The sequence below is a fragment of the Pseudomonas hunanensis genome (assembly GCF_013393325.1).
Lineage (GTDB): Bacteria > Pseudomonadota > Gammaproteobacteria > Pseudomonadales > Pseudomonadaceae > Aquipseudomonas > Aquipseudomonas putida_P.
In genome coordinates this window covers 161,775-174,883 of record NZ_QJRC01000094.1, presented here as the reverse complement: position 1 = coordinate 174,883, position 13,109 = coordinate 161,775, and the positions used below count along the sequence as shown (strand labels likewise).

The window sequence follows — 13,109 nt, the reverse complement described above, 5'->3', positions numbered from 1 at the left end:
GCCTCAGGTAGCAGTGTTTCGGGGTAGGGTGAAGTGGAAGCTGGCGCCTTGCTCGATCTGGCCAGTGGCCCAGACCCGGCCATCATGGCGCTCGATGATACGGCGCACGCTCGCCAGGCCAATCCCTGTGCCTTCGAAGTCTTCCATGCGGTGCAGGCGCTGGAATACGCCGAACAGCTTGTTGGCATAGGCCATGTCGAAGCCCACGCCATTGTCGCGGATGCAGACCTCGGTTTCGCCAGGGTGCTGTACGGCACTGATCCCGATGCGGGCAGGGTTACGCCCGCGCGTGTACTTGATGGCATTGGCGATAAGGTTGTGCAATGCCATGTTGATGAACGCCGGGTCGCCGATCACCTTGGGCAGCGGGGCGATGTCCCAAACGATTGCGCGGCCTTCGTAATCTGGGGTCAATTCGCTGCGAATGGCCTCGACCAGTGCGTTGAGGTCGACGTCGGACAAGCGCAAGGCCGAGCGGCCCATCTGCGAGAAGTTGAGCAGGTTGTCGACCAGGCTGCCGGCAAAGTGCGCCGCTTCGCCGATGTGCTGCAAAAAGCGTTTGCCGCGCTCGCTCAGGCCTTGGCCTTCGATTTCGCCAAGCAGCTCGGTATAGCCGGCGATGTGCCGTAGGGGCGCGCGCAAGTCATGGGAAACACTGTAGGAGAACGCCTCGAGCTCTTTGTTCGAGCGGCGCAACTCGCCCGCCAGTTGCGCCAGCTCTTCGGCCTTGCGCAGGACGATGCCCAGCACCGCGGTGCGCAGTTCCATCACGCCCTCGATCACCAGCGGGTCCCAGGGCTCGCAATAGCCGCGCAGTTCTTCCTGCCAGCGTTCAAAACTGTGTCGTGGGTGGAGGTTGCCCTGTGGCCCCACCTGCTTGGTCGGCTGGCCGGCCCAGTTTACCGTACGCACTTGCTCGGGGCGGAACCACAGCAGGTAGTGCGAGTGGATTTGCGAGATGGCCACCGCCAGCACACCACCGGCATGGGTTGCCAGTTCGGGCAGGTCTGTGATGTCGCGGCGCAGGTTGTCACTTTGGAACACGCTGTCTTCGCCACGCTGGCCAAGCCAGTGCACCAGCGCGGTCACCTGGGCTTCGGGTGGGGTCTGGCCGATCAGGTCACAGCGTTCGGCCGAGATTACCGCCGCACCTTGGGCACCGGCAAAGGCCAACAAAACCTGAGGCAGTTCGCGCAGGCCGTCGCTGACGCTGTCGTGGTCAGCCATGGACGAGATCATGCGCACGATGTGTTGACGCAGTGCCAGCAACTTGCGCGTGCTGGCATCGGCCTCGCGGGACTCGATCTGCAACGACAGCACGCTGGCCAGCAACTCGCAGGCTGTGCGGGTACGCAAGTCCACCGGGCGTGGCTGATGGTGGTGGCACGACACCAGCCCCCACAGCTCGCCATCGACCACGATCGACAGCGACATCGAGGCCAGCGTGCCCATGTTGCGCATGTACTGCAGGTGTATCGGCGACACGCTGCGCAGTGCAGCGAAGCTCATGTCCAGTGCCTTGCCGGTGCGAGGGTTGGCGGCCGGTAACAGGGGGGAGGACTGATAGTTGGCATCCTCGATCACGCGGATGCGGTTGATCCGGTACAGCTCGCGCGCCTGGCGCGGGATGTCCGCGGCCGGGAAACACAGGCCCAGATAGCTGGGGTAGCCAGGGTCGGCCACCTCCGCCAGCACCTGACCGTTGCCATCGGCATCGAACCGGTACGCCTTGACCCGCCCAAAGCCGGTGATGCGTTTGAGCTGCACCACCGTTTGTTGCAGCAGATCCTCAAGGCTTGTGGCCAGTTGCAGGCTACCGACGAAGTTGCGCACCAATGGGTAGTAGTCGCCTTGCCCGGCCAGCTCCGGTGGCAGGCGCGGGGGTTCGAACTCGGCAATCAGTACTTCGTCGTGACAGTGGGCCAGCAAGTGCAGCGGCTCACTGTGGGGCGCGCCTTGGCGCAAGCGCACGTCGCCGATGTGAAAGGGGAAAATTTCATCTTCCGGCAGCCGTGCGAGGTGCGCGTGCAGGTCGAAACCGTCGCTGACCAGATTGGCGAAGGGGCAACCGATCAGCTCCTGGGCCGGCAAGCCCAGCCAGTGCTCGACGTTTTCACTGGCCTGCAGCACGCGCAGGTCGGTGGCGTCCAGTACCAGCAGAAAGCCATGAGGCTGGATGCTGCTCGGCAGGTGGATCGGTTCTTGGGCACAGCGCTCCATGGCGTCTGCCAGCGTGTTGTCTGCAGTCATCGATGAAAGCGCTCCTGTCATGTCCGTCCATGTATGGCATAGGTGCCTGGGGCAGGATGAGACTGGTTCACCCTAACAGAAACCCGGCACATTTACCGGCTCTCGCCATTGGAGGCACGCCGGTGCGCTGGGGTTCTGTGCCGTTCAGGCTTTTTTTGAAGGGGCGCTATCGCTTTATCGCTAATACAAAAAAATGGCTTGATGCCACCACGGTTGCGCTGCCTCGCTGCTACGCTCAAACCAAGACGTTTCGACAAGGATAACAAGGTGACGGAGCGCTATCTGGCCGCGCTGTTGGGCCTGTTGTTCAGCGGCAGTACCGTGGCAGCGGATTTTCTCGTGGAAGTGCGGGTACTGGTGCAGCGTGGCTGCATGCTGGTCAACCAGACACGCGACGCGGGAGCCCAAGCCCTGGGGAGGATCGACCTGGGTGTGTCGGCACGCCTCGATGGCCCTGGCGCGCCCTTGAGCGGGGTACTGCTGAGCCAGCGCCCACCGCGACTTGAGTGCAACCCTGGCACCCCCTACCAGGTACGCGTCGATGGCGGCCAGCATGGTGGCGTCGGCGAATTGCGCTACCTGGCCAGCAGCGACCGCACGGCCCGGCCCATTCCTTATCGCTTGTACCGCGATGCTGCCTGGCGCGAGCCTCTGGCGGTGGGGGTGGCCCAGTCGGCGCGGGTGCCGGACAGTGGCTCGGTTGAGCTGCCTCTGTACGCACGTATCGACAAACTGGCCTGGGTACCGAATGCAGGGCTGTATGCCGACCTGCTCAAAGTCACAGTCACCTGGTAGGGACGCCACCATGCACAAGGACGCCATGCCATGAACCGCACTTCGATCCTGTTGCTTACCCTCGGCCCGCTGCTGGTACCTGGTGGTGAGGCGCATGGCAGCACCACAGGTTTCATCCAGGCGCGGCTGGTGATCAGCGCGGCCTGCCAGATCAGCAGCAACGAGACACAACCGGCCGTGCTGGGCAACCCGGGGGTGCTGGATTTTGGCGAGCGCGGCCCGAACTGGGACCAGCCATTGCGCAGCCGGGTGGACGAAGTGGGCGGCGAGGGTAGCCTGCAGATCAGTTGCACGCCCGAAGTCCGGGCTTTCAATGTGCGCATCAATGGTGGCCTGAATGGCGACGACGGTATACGGCGTCTGAGCAATGGCCGTGAACTGATCCCTTATCAGCTGGCAGTCGACCCTGGCGGCAACAGCCGCTACGGCATCGGCCAGGCGCGCGCCTTCACCATTCGCAGCAGCCAGCAAGTGCCGATTCCCATCTACGGCGTGGTAGTGGCGCAGCCGCGCGCGCTGCCCGCCGGGCTTTACCGCGACACCCTCAGAGTGACCCTGGACTGGTAACCACGCAAGGAGACTCCGATGCGAACGAACCTTTCATGCTGCATGCTCGCAGGCCTTGGCCTGGCACTGGCTTCCCAGGCCCAGGCCGCCACGGTGACCGGGAACATCACCTCGACGCTGACCCTGATTGCCGCGTGCCAGGTCAACGGCAGTTCGGGCACTTCGGGGTTGAACTTCGGCGCTCTGAACTTTGGCACTCAGGATGCCCTGTTCACCACTGCCAATGCCCAGGTGCTGGGTGGTGGGGGCGGTGCTATGAGCATCCTGTGCTCGGCGGGTACGGTGCCTGCCATCAAAGTGCGTGCAGGGCTACATGACGGCCAGTCGAGCGGTGGCACGCGTGCGCTCGCCGATGGCGCTGGCAACTTCGTGCCGTACGACCTCTATACCGACTCCGGCCGTACGACGTTGCTGGCCATTGACGGCACCATCACCCTGCCAACCAGTACTGGCGCGGCCCAGACCGTCAACCTTTACGGCAAGGCCGTGGGCAAGGCGGGCCTGCCCGCAGGGGTCTACAGCGACACGATTTCGGTCGAGCTGTCGTTCTGAACCATGCGCGGTTGGCTGGCAAGTGGCCTGAGCGGAATCGGCATGCTGTTGGCCGCCCCGCTGGGGGCGGTGACTACCAGTACATTCACGGTGACGGCGCAGATTGTCGCCGGTTGCCTGGTGGTGGGGGGTGTCACCAGCTACGGCACGCTCGATTATGGCTCGCAGTCCGCGCTGTCCACGGGGTTGCTCAGCACGTCGTTGGGTGGCTCTACCGTGACCTTCCAGTGCACGCCAGGCGTGGCCATGAGCATGAGCCTGGATGGCGGGCAGAACAGTGCCAGTGGCACCCGCAACCTGAAACGATCGAGCGGCACGCAAGTGCTGGCCTACCAGTTGTACCGGGACGCGGCCTACAGCCAGAGCCTGGGAATCGGCCAGAGCGTGGCCGTGAGCTATGCCGACCCGACGGCGATCAAGCTGCCGGTGTACGGGCGGGTCCAGCTGACCGGCACGCTGCCGGCAGGGACCTACACCGATGTGGTGCAAGTGACGGTGACCTGGTGAACACCAGCGCCACCAACGACAAGTGTCTAAGGAGAGCTGCATGCGGGTAGGCGCGAAGTGGGCGCGAGGATTGATCGGGTTGTGGTGGCTGGCAAGCTTGCCGGCCGGGGCGGCCACCTCGGTGTTGATCTGGCCGATCGACCCGGTGCTGGAGGCCGACCAGAAGGCGGGCGCCCTGTGGCTGGAAAACCGCGGTACTGCGCCGGCCAACTTGCAGGTGCGGGTATTCGCCTGGCGCCAGGGTGATTACCAGGAACAGTTCCAGGCGCAGCGCGAAATCATCGGCAGCCCGCCGGTCGCCAACATTGCCCCAGGGCAGAAGCAGCTGATTCGCCTGACCCGTACGGGCTCATCACCCGCCGGCCAGGAGCAGGCCTACCGCATCATCATCGACGAGATCCCGCCCGCCATCCCGGTCGATAAAGCCGACCCCGGCGCTACCGCGGCCATTCGTTTGCAAATGCGTTATTCGGTGCCGCTGTTCGTCTATGGCGAAGGGCTGTGGGGCAAGGCCGACCCTGACGGCAAGCGCAATGCCGAGGGTGTGGGCAAGCCGCAGCTCAGCTGGCGCCCGGTTACCGTGCAGGGCAAGCCTTACGTTGAACTGCGCAACACTGGCCCCGTGCATGCGCGCTTGACCGATGTAGTGGTGCAGCAAGGCAGCCAGAGCAAACCACTGGCCGAGGGGCTGCTGGGCTATGTGCTGCCGGGCGCCAGCATGCGCTGGCCTGCTCCCGAGGTGTCCAGCAGCGGTAGCGTGCTCAAGGGCAGGGTCAATGGGCAGGGTACGGCGGACGCTATTCGCCAAGGCCAATGAGCCAGCAAATGAATGCAGTGCAGGGGTCAGGGAGTACCCGGCAATGGTCGGAAACCGTGTGTGAAAAAGCTTTCGGCGACGACTCGCCGTTGGTGCCTGGGGCTGGTCATGGTCAGCCCAGGGCTGGCGTTGGCCGACGACCTGCCCCCACCGCCCACGGAGATGTCCGCCATCGCCGAAGCCACCCTGTACCTCGACCTGGTAGTGAACCAGATGCCCAGGGCTGAACTGGTCCCGGTGCAGCAGCGGGCCGGGCAGCTGTACCTGGACAGCGACATCTTGCGGTCAGCCGGTATTTCGTTGCCTGGCAGCCCCCAGGGCGAGGTGGCCCTGGAAAGCATCGCGGGGTTGCATGCCGACTACGACAGCCAGAACCAGCGCCTGCTGCTGCAGGTGCCGCCGGCCTGGTTGCCAGACCAGCAAGTGGGTGACCGCAACCTGTACCCGGCCAGTGATGCGCGCAGCAGTTTTGGCGCTTTGTTCAACTACGACCTGTACCTCAATGACACCGATGAAGGCGGCACCTACCTGGCCGCCTGGAACGAGCTGCGCCTGTTTGACAGCTGGGGCACTTTCTCCAGTACCGGGCAGTGGCGCCAGTCATTCAATGGCGCACAGGCGGATGATACGCGCCAAGGCTTCATGCGTTATGACACTACTTGGCGCTTCACTGACGAGCAGCGTCTGCTGTCCTATGAAGCCGGTGACTTCGTGACTGGCGCTTTGCCCTGGAGCAGCTCGGTGCGGGTGGGCGGCGTGCAGCTGTCGCGTGACTTCGCTGCGCGCCCCGACCTGGTCACTTACCCGTTACCGGCGTTCGCAGGCGAAGCGGCGGTGCCGACGTCGCTCGACCTGTTCATAAACGGTTTCAAGTCCAGCACTACCGAGCTGCAGCCAGGCCCGTACACCCTGACCAACGTGCCGTTCATCAACGGCGCCGGGGAGGCGGTGGTGGTCACCACCGATGCGCTTGGCCGGCAGGTGTCGACGACCTTGCCGTTCTATGTCACCAGCAGCCTGCTGCAGAAGGGCCTGACGGACTACTCGGTGGCCGCCGGCAGCCTGCGCCGTGATTACGGCGTGCGCGATTTCAGCTATGGGCCGGGTGTGGCCTCGGGCAGCCTGCGCTATGGGCTCAGTGACTTCTTCACCCTCGAAACCCACGCCGAAACTGCCGAGTCGCTGATGCTGGGCGGGCTGGGTGGCAACATGCGGCTGGGCAACTTCGGCGTGCTCAATGCCGCCCTGGCGCAAAGCCAGTTCGATGGCGAGAAGGGCCACCAGGTCGCCCTTGGGTACCAGTACAACAGCCAGCGCATCGGCTTCAGTTACCAGCGCCTGCAACGCCATGGTGACTATGCCGACCTGACCCGGGTCGACCTTCCGGACATGCAGTTGAGCAAGCGCAGCGAACAGGTCACCCTCAGCCTGAACCTGAACGAGTACGGCAGCATTGGCGCCGGCTACTTCGATGTACGCGCCGGTGACGGCACGCGTACTCGGCTGATCAACCTGAGCTACAGCAAGCCGCTGTGGGGCAGCAGCAGCGTGTACTTGTCGGCCAACCGCGAAGTGGGTGACAGCCAGTGGGCGGTGCAGGCGCAGTTGGTGATTCCGTTCGACCTGCACGGCACCCTGGCGCTGGGCATGGAGCGAAGTAAAGAAGGCGAGACACTGCAGCGGGTCAACTACAGCCACGCGGTGCCAGCGGGTGTCGGCGTTGGTTACAACCTGGGCTATGCCGCAGGCAGCGACCGGGATGCCTATCGCCAGGCCGACGTCACTTGGCGCCTGCAATCGGTGCAGTTGCAGGCGGGTGTGTATGGCAGTAGCGGTGAAATGACCCGTTGGGCTGACGCCAGTGGTTCTCTGGTGTGGATGGATGCCGGGGTGTTTGCAGCCAACCGCATCGATGATGCCTTCGTGGTAGTCAGTACCGCAGGCTACGCCGATGTGCCGGTGCGCTACGAAAACCAGGACGTTGGCCGCACCGATGCCAAGGGGCACTTGCTGGTGCCGTACAGCAGCGGTTACTACCGTGGCAAGTACGAAATCGACCCCATGGACCTGCCGCCGGATGTGCTGGCGCCAGACGTGGAGCAGCGTGTGGCGGTAAGACGGGGCAGCGGTTACTTGCTGGAGTTCCCGCTCAAGCGGGTCATGGCGGCCAGCGTCGAGCTGGTGGATGGCGACCAGCAGGTGCTCAAATTGGGTAGCCGTGTGACCCACACAGAAAGTGGCGGCCAGGCGGTGGTGGGTTGGGACGGGTTGGTCTACCTGGAGAACTTGTCGCCGCATAACCGCTTGCAGGTGGAAATTGAAGGCGGCGGGCATTGCGAGGTGGCATTCGACCTGCCTGAGTCACAAGGCTCGGTGCCCTTGATTGGCCCGCTGGTGTGCCGATGAATGCCTGGGTGCGTGGTCTGTGGGCGAGCGTGCTGCTGTTGCCGACGGGTACGGCCTGGGCGGTTTGTTCGTCGGTAGCCACGTTGCCGGCGGCGTTTGGCAGCCTCAATTCAACGCAGGTTCGCACCACGGTACAGACGGCTTCCACCCTTAACTCCGGTTTGCAGTGCACCGGCTCGCTACTCACCTTGCTCAGCAGCAATGATCATTTCTACGCAACCATCACGCCCGCCTCGGGCGGGCTGGTCGGCCCGACAGGCGATGTCATCTCTTACACACTGTATGCCGACAACAGCACCAACTACCCGATCACCCGCGGTCTGGCCTACGACTTCGCTCGCAACGGTATCATCGACCTGCTAGGGCTGCTCGGCGGCACCACGCCCAAAGCGGTGCCTATCTACATGCGTACCCAGATTGGCAGCAATGTCGCGGCAGGGGTGTACCAAGAGAACCTGACCGTGGCCTGGAGCTGGAACTATTGTTCGGGGATTGGCGCGTTAGGGATATGCCTTGGGCGTGACATCGGTTCAGGTAGCCAGACCTTGAACGTGAGCCTGACGGTGACCAACGACTGCCAGATCACCACCCCCAACATCAGCTTCGCCAGTGCGCCGGTGGTGGCAGGGTTCGGCACTGTGAGCCAGGGTATAAACGTGTCGTGCACCAAGGGCAGCAGCTACACGGTGGGGCTGGATGACGGGCAGAACGTGTCCGCTGGGCGGCGGCGGATGAAGTCGGCGGCCAACAACTACCTGGCCTATGACATTTTCAAAAGTGCTGGGACGGTGCGCTGGGGCGCGACCGGGGCTGCCAGGCGCTCCAGCACCGATGCCGACGTCAACCCCGGTGTGGGGACTGGTACGGGTAGCCAGGTGTTCAACTACAACGCCAAGGTCTATACCGACCAGGCGACACCGCCTGCAGCGACCTATACCGACAGTGTGATACTGGATGTGCAGTTCTGATGCAGCTCTGACGGAGCCTGATGCCTGCCGCTGACACGGCCCCTGTAGGGCCGCGTCAGCCTTGGCTCAGCGCAAATCGCCCACCATTTTTGCCAGGGTCTCCAGCACCGCCCCGGCCAGGGCCTTCGAGCGTGCCCCCGACCAGCCGGTTACCGCATCGGGCGCGTCGTCATGGTCCTTGAATGGCATCTCCAGCGTTAGCGACAGGCAGTCATGTGCCATGCCCACGGCATTGCAGGCCAGCGTCGTATTCGCCTGGCCAGGCTCGTCGCGGGTATAGCCGTGCACGGTCTGAAAGTCGCGGGTCACACTGCACAAGGTATTGCGAAACTGCGCTTCGAGTTTTTCCAGTCGCGGGGTGTAGCCTGGGTTGCCCTCGCACGCGGCGGTGAACACGTGCGGAATCTCTTCGTCACCATGCACGTCGATGAACGCGTCCACGCCGTACTGCTTCATCTGCGCCTGAGCAAAGAACACCTCTGGGCTCAGTTCGATGCTGGCGTCCTGCCAGGCGCGGTTGAGGTCCTTGCCCTTGAAGTTGGTACGCAGGTGGCCGAGGAAGGCGCCGTCGGGGTTCATGTTGGGGATCAGGTAAAGGTCAGCCTTGGCCAGCAATTGCTTAACCACTGCATCGTTGGCCTGCAGGCGGTCGATCACGCCTTCCATGAACCATTCGGCCATGTGCTCGCCTGGGTGTTGCTGGGCAATCAGCCAGAGCTTGCGCTTGCCATCTGCACCGTCACCGGCGCGCAGCAGCGGGATATCGCGGCCTTGGACACTGCGGCCGCTGGCCAGCAACTCGACCCCCGGCAGTTGCCGTGCACGTTCGATCAGCTGGTTGTGTCGGGCGCGAGAGAAGGGCTCGAAGTAGGCGAACCAGATATGTTCCTGTTCAGCCTTTACCTCGAACGACAGCGCCGTACCGTCGAACCGGCTGGGCACGCGGAACCAGCTCTGCTGGTCGTAGCTGGCCACCGCGTTGTAGCCGCTCCACGCGTTCTTGTACGAGGAGCCAGACGCGTTGTCGAGGCTGAAGCGATGCACCTGCCCCGGGGTGAGCCCGCTGACCTTGAAATGGAACCATTGGTAGTGGCCGCTGTGGGTGTCCGGGCGGATGGCCAGGTGTACCTGGGCCGGGTTGCTGGCATCCAGCACCTGGATGTTGCCGGAATCGAAGTCGCAGTCGATCTGCAGGGGGGACAGCGTCACGGTCATGTGCCGGGCTCCTTTGCGGGTATTGTTGTAAGGGTACTGTACACGGCTTGGCAGGATTGTTGCGTCTGTTTGCATGACATGGCGGTATCGGAATGTGACGGGACAAGTTCGTGCGCGCTTTTGTCGGGCAGGCTGTGATCGAGCTGCCGCGGCCAGCGTTGGTCAGATAAGTATCTATATTTTTTGCATATTAGCTTAGCTCTAAAATCAATTTCATTTATCTGGTTTTGCCCGTTACATTCAGCGTTCTCTTACCTGCAAGGAACTGCGGATGTCCATTCGATCTCGCCTGCTGCTGTTCGCAGCCGCTACGCTGCTGACCACCCAGGCTTTCGCCAGCGAACGCCTGACCCTGCGCATCGGCGACCAGAAAGGAAACATGCGTGCCCAGCTGGAGGCGGCCGATGCCTTGCGCGACTTGCCTTACGATATCCGTTGGGCCGAATTCCCCGCAGCCGCCCCCCTGGCCGAGGCACTGAACGCCGGGGCGATCGATGCCGGCATCATCGGTGACGCACCATTGCTGTTCGTGCTGGCCTCCGGGGCGCCGGTCAAGGCCATTGCCGTGGACAAGTCCGACCCCTACGGCACAGCGCTGCTGGTGCGCCCCGATGCAGCCTTGCAAAGCGCCGCCGAGCTCAAGGGCAAGCGCATCGCCACCGGCCGCGGCTCTATTGGCCATCACCTGGCGCTGAAGGCACTGGATCAGGTCGGCCTTAGCGAAAAAGACGTGGAGTTCCGCTTTCTCGGCCCGGTCGACGCCAAGATCGCCCTGGCCAACGGCTCGGTGGATGCCTGGTCAACCTGGGAGCCTTACACCGCTCTGGCCGAGCTGAGCGGCCAGGGCAGGGTGCTGGTCAACGGCCGTGGGCTGTCCAGCGGCAACAGTTTCCTGGCCGCTACCGACAAGGCGCTGGACGACCCGGCTCGGCACGCTGCACTGCAGGACTACCTGGCCCGCCTGGCGGGTGCCCAGGTGTGGGCCTACCAACACCTGGACAGCTACTCGAAAACCCTGGCGGCGATCATTGGTTTCCCGGAGGGCGCCGCGCGGCTGCAGTTTGAACGCCGTCAGTTGCACTGGCAGGTCATCGACGCCAAGACCATCAGTGAACAACAGGAAACCGCCGACTTCTACCACGCCCACGGCCTTATGAATCAGCGCCTGGACGTTGGCCCGACCTTCGCCATTGGCTTTACCGTGCCCGCCACTGACTCACTGGCCCAACATTGACCTGGAGACACCCCATGCTGCACCGCAAACGCCTGCGCCACCTGGCCCTGGGCCTGCTGCTCGGTGGCCTGCTGCCGTCGCTTGCCAGCGCCGAGCAGACCCTGCGCATCGGTTACCAGAAATCCTCCACCCTGCTGACCTTGCTCAAGGCACGCGGCACGCTGGAGCAGCGCCTGCAAGCCGAAGGCATTCGCGTCAGCTGGCATGAGTTCCCCAGTGGTTTGCCGTTGCTGGAGGCACTGAACCTGGGCAATGTCGACCTGTCGGCGGACGTGGCCGATACAGTGCCGGTGTTCACCCAGGCAGCCGGCGCCAAGCTCACCTATTTTGCCCGTGAGGCACCGTCCCCTTCGGCCCAGGCCATCCTGGTTCCGGCCGACTCGCCGCTCAGGACACTGGCCGATCTCAAGGGCAAGCGCGTGGCGGTGACCAAGGCGGCGGGTAGCCACTACCTGTTGATCCAGGCCCTGGCCAAGGCCGGCTTGAGTTTCAAGGACATCACCCCGGCGTACCTGATCCCTGCCGATGGCCGCGCGGCCTTCGAGAATGGCAAGGTTGATGCCTGGGTCACCTGGGACCCTTACGTGGCCAGTGCCCAGCGTCAGCAGAATGCACGCATTCTGGCCGATGGCAGCGAGCTGGCGAGTTACCAGCGTTACTATCTGGCCGGCAGCGACTACGCCACGGCGCACCCTGAAGTGCTTCAGCAGGTGTATCAGGCGCTGCGCGAGATCGGTACCTGGACCAAGGCCAACCCTGCCGCGGCGGCCCGGGTGCTGGGACCGTTGTGGGGCAACCTGGACAGCGCCACGGTGCAGCAGGCCAATGGCCGGCGCAGCTATGACGTGCAGCCGGTGCAACTGGACCACCTGGGTGAGCAGCAGCGTATTGCCGATGCCTTCTACCGTGAAGGGCTGCTGCCCAAACCGGTGGATGCGCGGGCGGTGACTGTGTTCGAGCCCCAGGCTGTTGACTGAGGATGGCTTTATAGCCTGCAGGCTATTTGAAGAACTGGCTCGGCGTAGTGCCGAACTGGCGCTTGAACATGCTGGCGAAGGCACTGGGGCTGTCATACCCCAGTGCGCCCGCCACATCGATGATCCGCTCGCCCAGGGCAATCCGTTCCAGCGCCTGCATCAGTCGCGCCTGTTGGCGCCACTGGCCGAAGGTCATGCCGGTTTCCTTGCGGAATAACCGTTGGATGGTCTTTTCGTCCACCCCCAGATACAGGCCCCAGTCGGCTACGGTGGCATTATCGTCGGGCCGTTCATGCAACGCCGAGCAGATCACCCGCAAGCGTTTGTCGCTGGGCTGCGACAGCTTCAGCGGCAAGGTGGGCAGTACGCAGATTTCGTCGAGGATCAGGCGCATCACCCGGGCTTCTCGCGAGTCCTCGGCAAACGGCGCGGTAAAGCCCACCGAGGCCTTGATCAGCTCACTGAGCAGCGGCGAAATGCTGATGGCCTTGCTCTGCAGGGGCAGGCCCGCCGCCGCGTCGGTGCGCACGAACACGCTGCGCATTTTCACATCACCGACACAGCGGATGGCGTGCACCTGGCCGCAAGGCATCCATACACCGCGGCTGGGCGGCACAGTCCAGCATTCGTTGCCGGACTCGACGATCATCAGGCCTTTGATGGCATAGATCAGTTGATGCTTGGCATGGTGATGGGGCTCGATGAACCAGTCGCTCGGGTAGTCCGTCGCGCGGCTACCCACTTCCCAGGTCCACCCATCGACCTCCACCAGCAATTCACGCTGCGGCTTTACCATCGTGTCCTCGTCTAGATGCAGCCTG

Annotated in this window: 12 protein-coding genes; 9 read left to right on the top strand and 3 right to left on the bottom strand. The window is 63.6% G+C overall.

Annotated features, from left to right (window positions below):
* Positions 1 to 3: 3 nt before the first annotated feature.
* On the bottom strand, positions 4 to 2,250 hold the full coding sequence (locus tag DM807_RS16190; RefSeq protein ID WP_179027558.1) for an ATP-binding protein: 2,247 nt from the start codon (positions 2,248 to 2,250) through the stop codon (positions 4 to 6).
* A gap of 267 nt (positions 2,251 to 2,517) precedes the next feature.
* Here DM807_RS16190 and DM807_RS16185 point away from each other — a divergent pair, with 267 nt between their 5' ends.
* From DM807_RS16185 to DM807_RS16155, 7 genes are all read left to right on the top strand, one after another.
* Positions 2,518 to 3,045 (top strand): Csu type fimbrial protein, encoded by a 528-nt coding sequence (locus DM807_RS16185; RefSeq protein ID WP_069942807.1) that lies wholly within the window; start codon positions 2,518 to 2,520, stop codon positions 3,043 to 3,045.
* Positions 3,046 to 3,075: 30 nt separating this feature from the next.
* Entirely contained in the window at positions 3,076 to 3,612 is a 537-nt protein-coding gene (locus tag DM807_RS16180; protein ID WP_012271614.1) for a Csu type fimbrial protein, read from the top strand.
* Between the two features lie 18 nt (positions 3,613 to 3,630).
* A complete protein-coding gene (locus DM807_RS16175; protein ID WP_012271615.1) occupies positions 3,631 to 4,164 on the top strand; it encodes a Csu type fimbrial protein in 534 nt (177 codons plus the stop codon).
* Positions 4,165 to 4,167: 3 nt separating this feature from the next.
* A complete protein-coding gene (locus tag DM807_RS16170) occupies positions 4,168 to 4,671 on the top strand; it encodes a Csu type fimbrial protein (RefSeq protein ID WP_179027557.1) in 504 nt (167 codons plus the stop codon).
* 40 nt (positions 4,672 to 4,711) lie between these two features.
* A complete protein-coding gene (locus DM807_RS16165; RefSeq protein ID WP_060514144.1) occupies positions 4,712 to 5,488 on the top strand; it encodes a fimbrial biogenesis chaperone in 777 nt (258 codons plus the stop codon).
* Positions 5,489 to 5,596: 108 nt separating this feature from the next.
* On the top strand, positions 5,597 to 7,894 hold the full coding sequence (locus DM807_RS16160; RefSeq protein ID WP_012271618.1) for a fimbria/pilus outer membrane usher protein: 2,298 nt from the start codon (positions 5,597 to 5,599) through the stop codon (positions 7,892 to 7,894).
* On the top strand, positions 7,891 to 8,862 hold the full coding sequence (locus DM807_RS16155; protein ID WP_012271619.1) for a Csu type fimbrial protein: 972 nt from the start codon (positions 7,891 to 7,893) through the stop codon (positions 8,860 to 8,862). Before DM807_RS16160 ends, DM807_RS16155 begins: the two co-directional genes overlap by 4 nt.
* A 66-nt stretch (positions 8,863 to 8,928) precedes the next feature.
* On the opposite strand, the gene DM807_RS16150 is transcribed toward DM807_RS16155, so the two are convergent.
* Positions 8,929 to 10,077: a M14 family metallopeptidase gene (locus tag DM807_RS16150; RefSeq protein WP_060492832.1), complete on the bottom strand. Its 1,149-nt coding sequence runs from the start codon at positions 10,075 to 10,077 to the stop codon at positions 8,929 to 8,931.
* Between the two features lie 277 nt (positions 10,078 to 10,354).
* Here DM807_RS16150 and DM807_RS16145 point away from each other — a divergent pair, with 277 nt between their 5' ends.
* On the top strand, positions 10,355 to 11,311 hold the full coding sequence (locus DM807_RS16145; RefSeq protein ID WP_425326929.1) for an ABC transporter substrate-binding protein: 957 nt from the start codon (positions 10,355 to 10,357) through the stop codon (positions 11,309 to 11,311).
* 14 nt (positions 11,312 to 11,325) lie between these two features.
* Positions 11,326 to 12,288, top strand: coding sequence for an aliphatic sulfonate ABC transporter substrate-binding protein (locus tag DM807_RS16140; RefSeq protein ID WP_179027555.1), 963 nt, complete (start codon positions 11,326 to 11,328; stop codon positions 12,286 to 12,288).
* A gap of 22 nt (positions 12,289 to 12,310) precedes the next feature.
* Here DM807_RS16140 and DM807_RS16135 read toward each other — a convergent pair whose 3' ends face one another.
* Complete coding sequence (locus tag DM807_RS16135; RefSeq protein WP_012271623.1) at positions 12,311 to 13,084, bottom strand: AraC family transcriptional regulator; 774 nt, start codon at positions 13,082 to 13,084, stop codon at positions 12,311 to 12,313.
* Positions 13,085 to 13,109: the final 25 nt, after the last annotated feature.

Coding starts and splice junctions, on each gene's coding strand:
- DM807_RS16190 (WP_179027558.1), bottom strand. CDS start 2,250: ATGACTGCAGACAACACGCTGGCAGACGCCATGGAGCGCTGTGCCCAA.
- DM807_RS16180 (WP_012271614.1), top strand. CDS start 3,076: ATGAACCGCACTTCGATCCTGTTGCTTACCCTCGGCCCGCTGCTGGTA.
- DM807_RS16175 (WP_012271615.1), top strand. CDS start 3,631: ATGCGAACGAACCTTTCATGCTGCATGCTCGCAGGCCTTGGCCTGGCA.
- DM807_RS16170 (WP_179027557.1), top strand. CDS start 4,168: ATGCGCGGTTGGCTGGCAAGTGGCCTGAGCGGAATCGGCATGCTGTTG.
- DM807_RS16165 (WP_060514144.1), top strand. CDS start 4,712: ATGCGGGTAGGCGCGAAGTGGGCGCGAGGATTGATCGGGTTGTGGTGG.
- DM807_RS16160 (WP_012271618.1), top strand. CDS start 5,597: ATGGTCAGCCCAGGGCTGGCGTTGGCCGACGACCTGCCCCCACCGCCC.
- DM807_RS16155 (WP_012271619.1), top strand. CDS start 7,891: ATGAATGCCTGGGTGCGTGGTCTGTGGGCGAGCGTGCTGCTGTTGCCG.
- DM807_RS16150 (WP_060492832.1), bottom strand. CDS start 10,077: ATGACCGTGACGCTGTCCCCCCTGCAGATCGACTGCGACTTCGATTCC.
- DM807_RS16140 (WP_179027555.1), top strand. CDS start 11,326: ATGCTGCACCGCAAACGCCTGCGCCACCTGGCCCTGGGCCTGCTGCTC.
- DM807_RS16135 (WP_012271623.1), bottom strand. CDS start 13,084: ATGGTAAAGCCGCAGCGTGAATTGCTGGTGGAGGTCGATGGGTGGACC.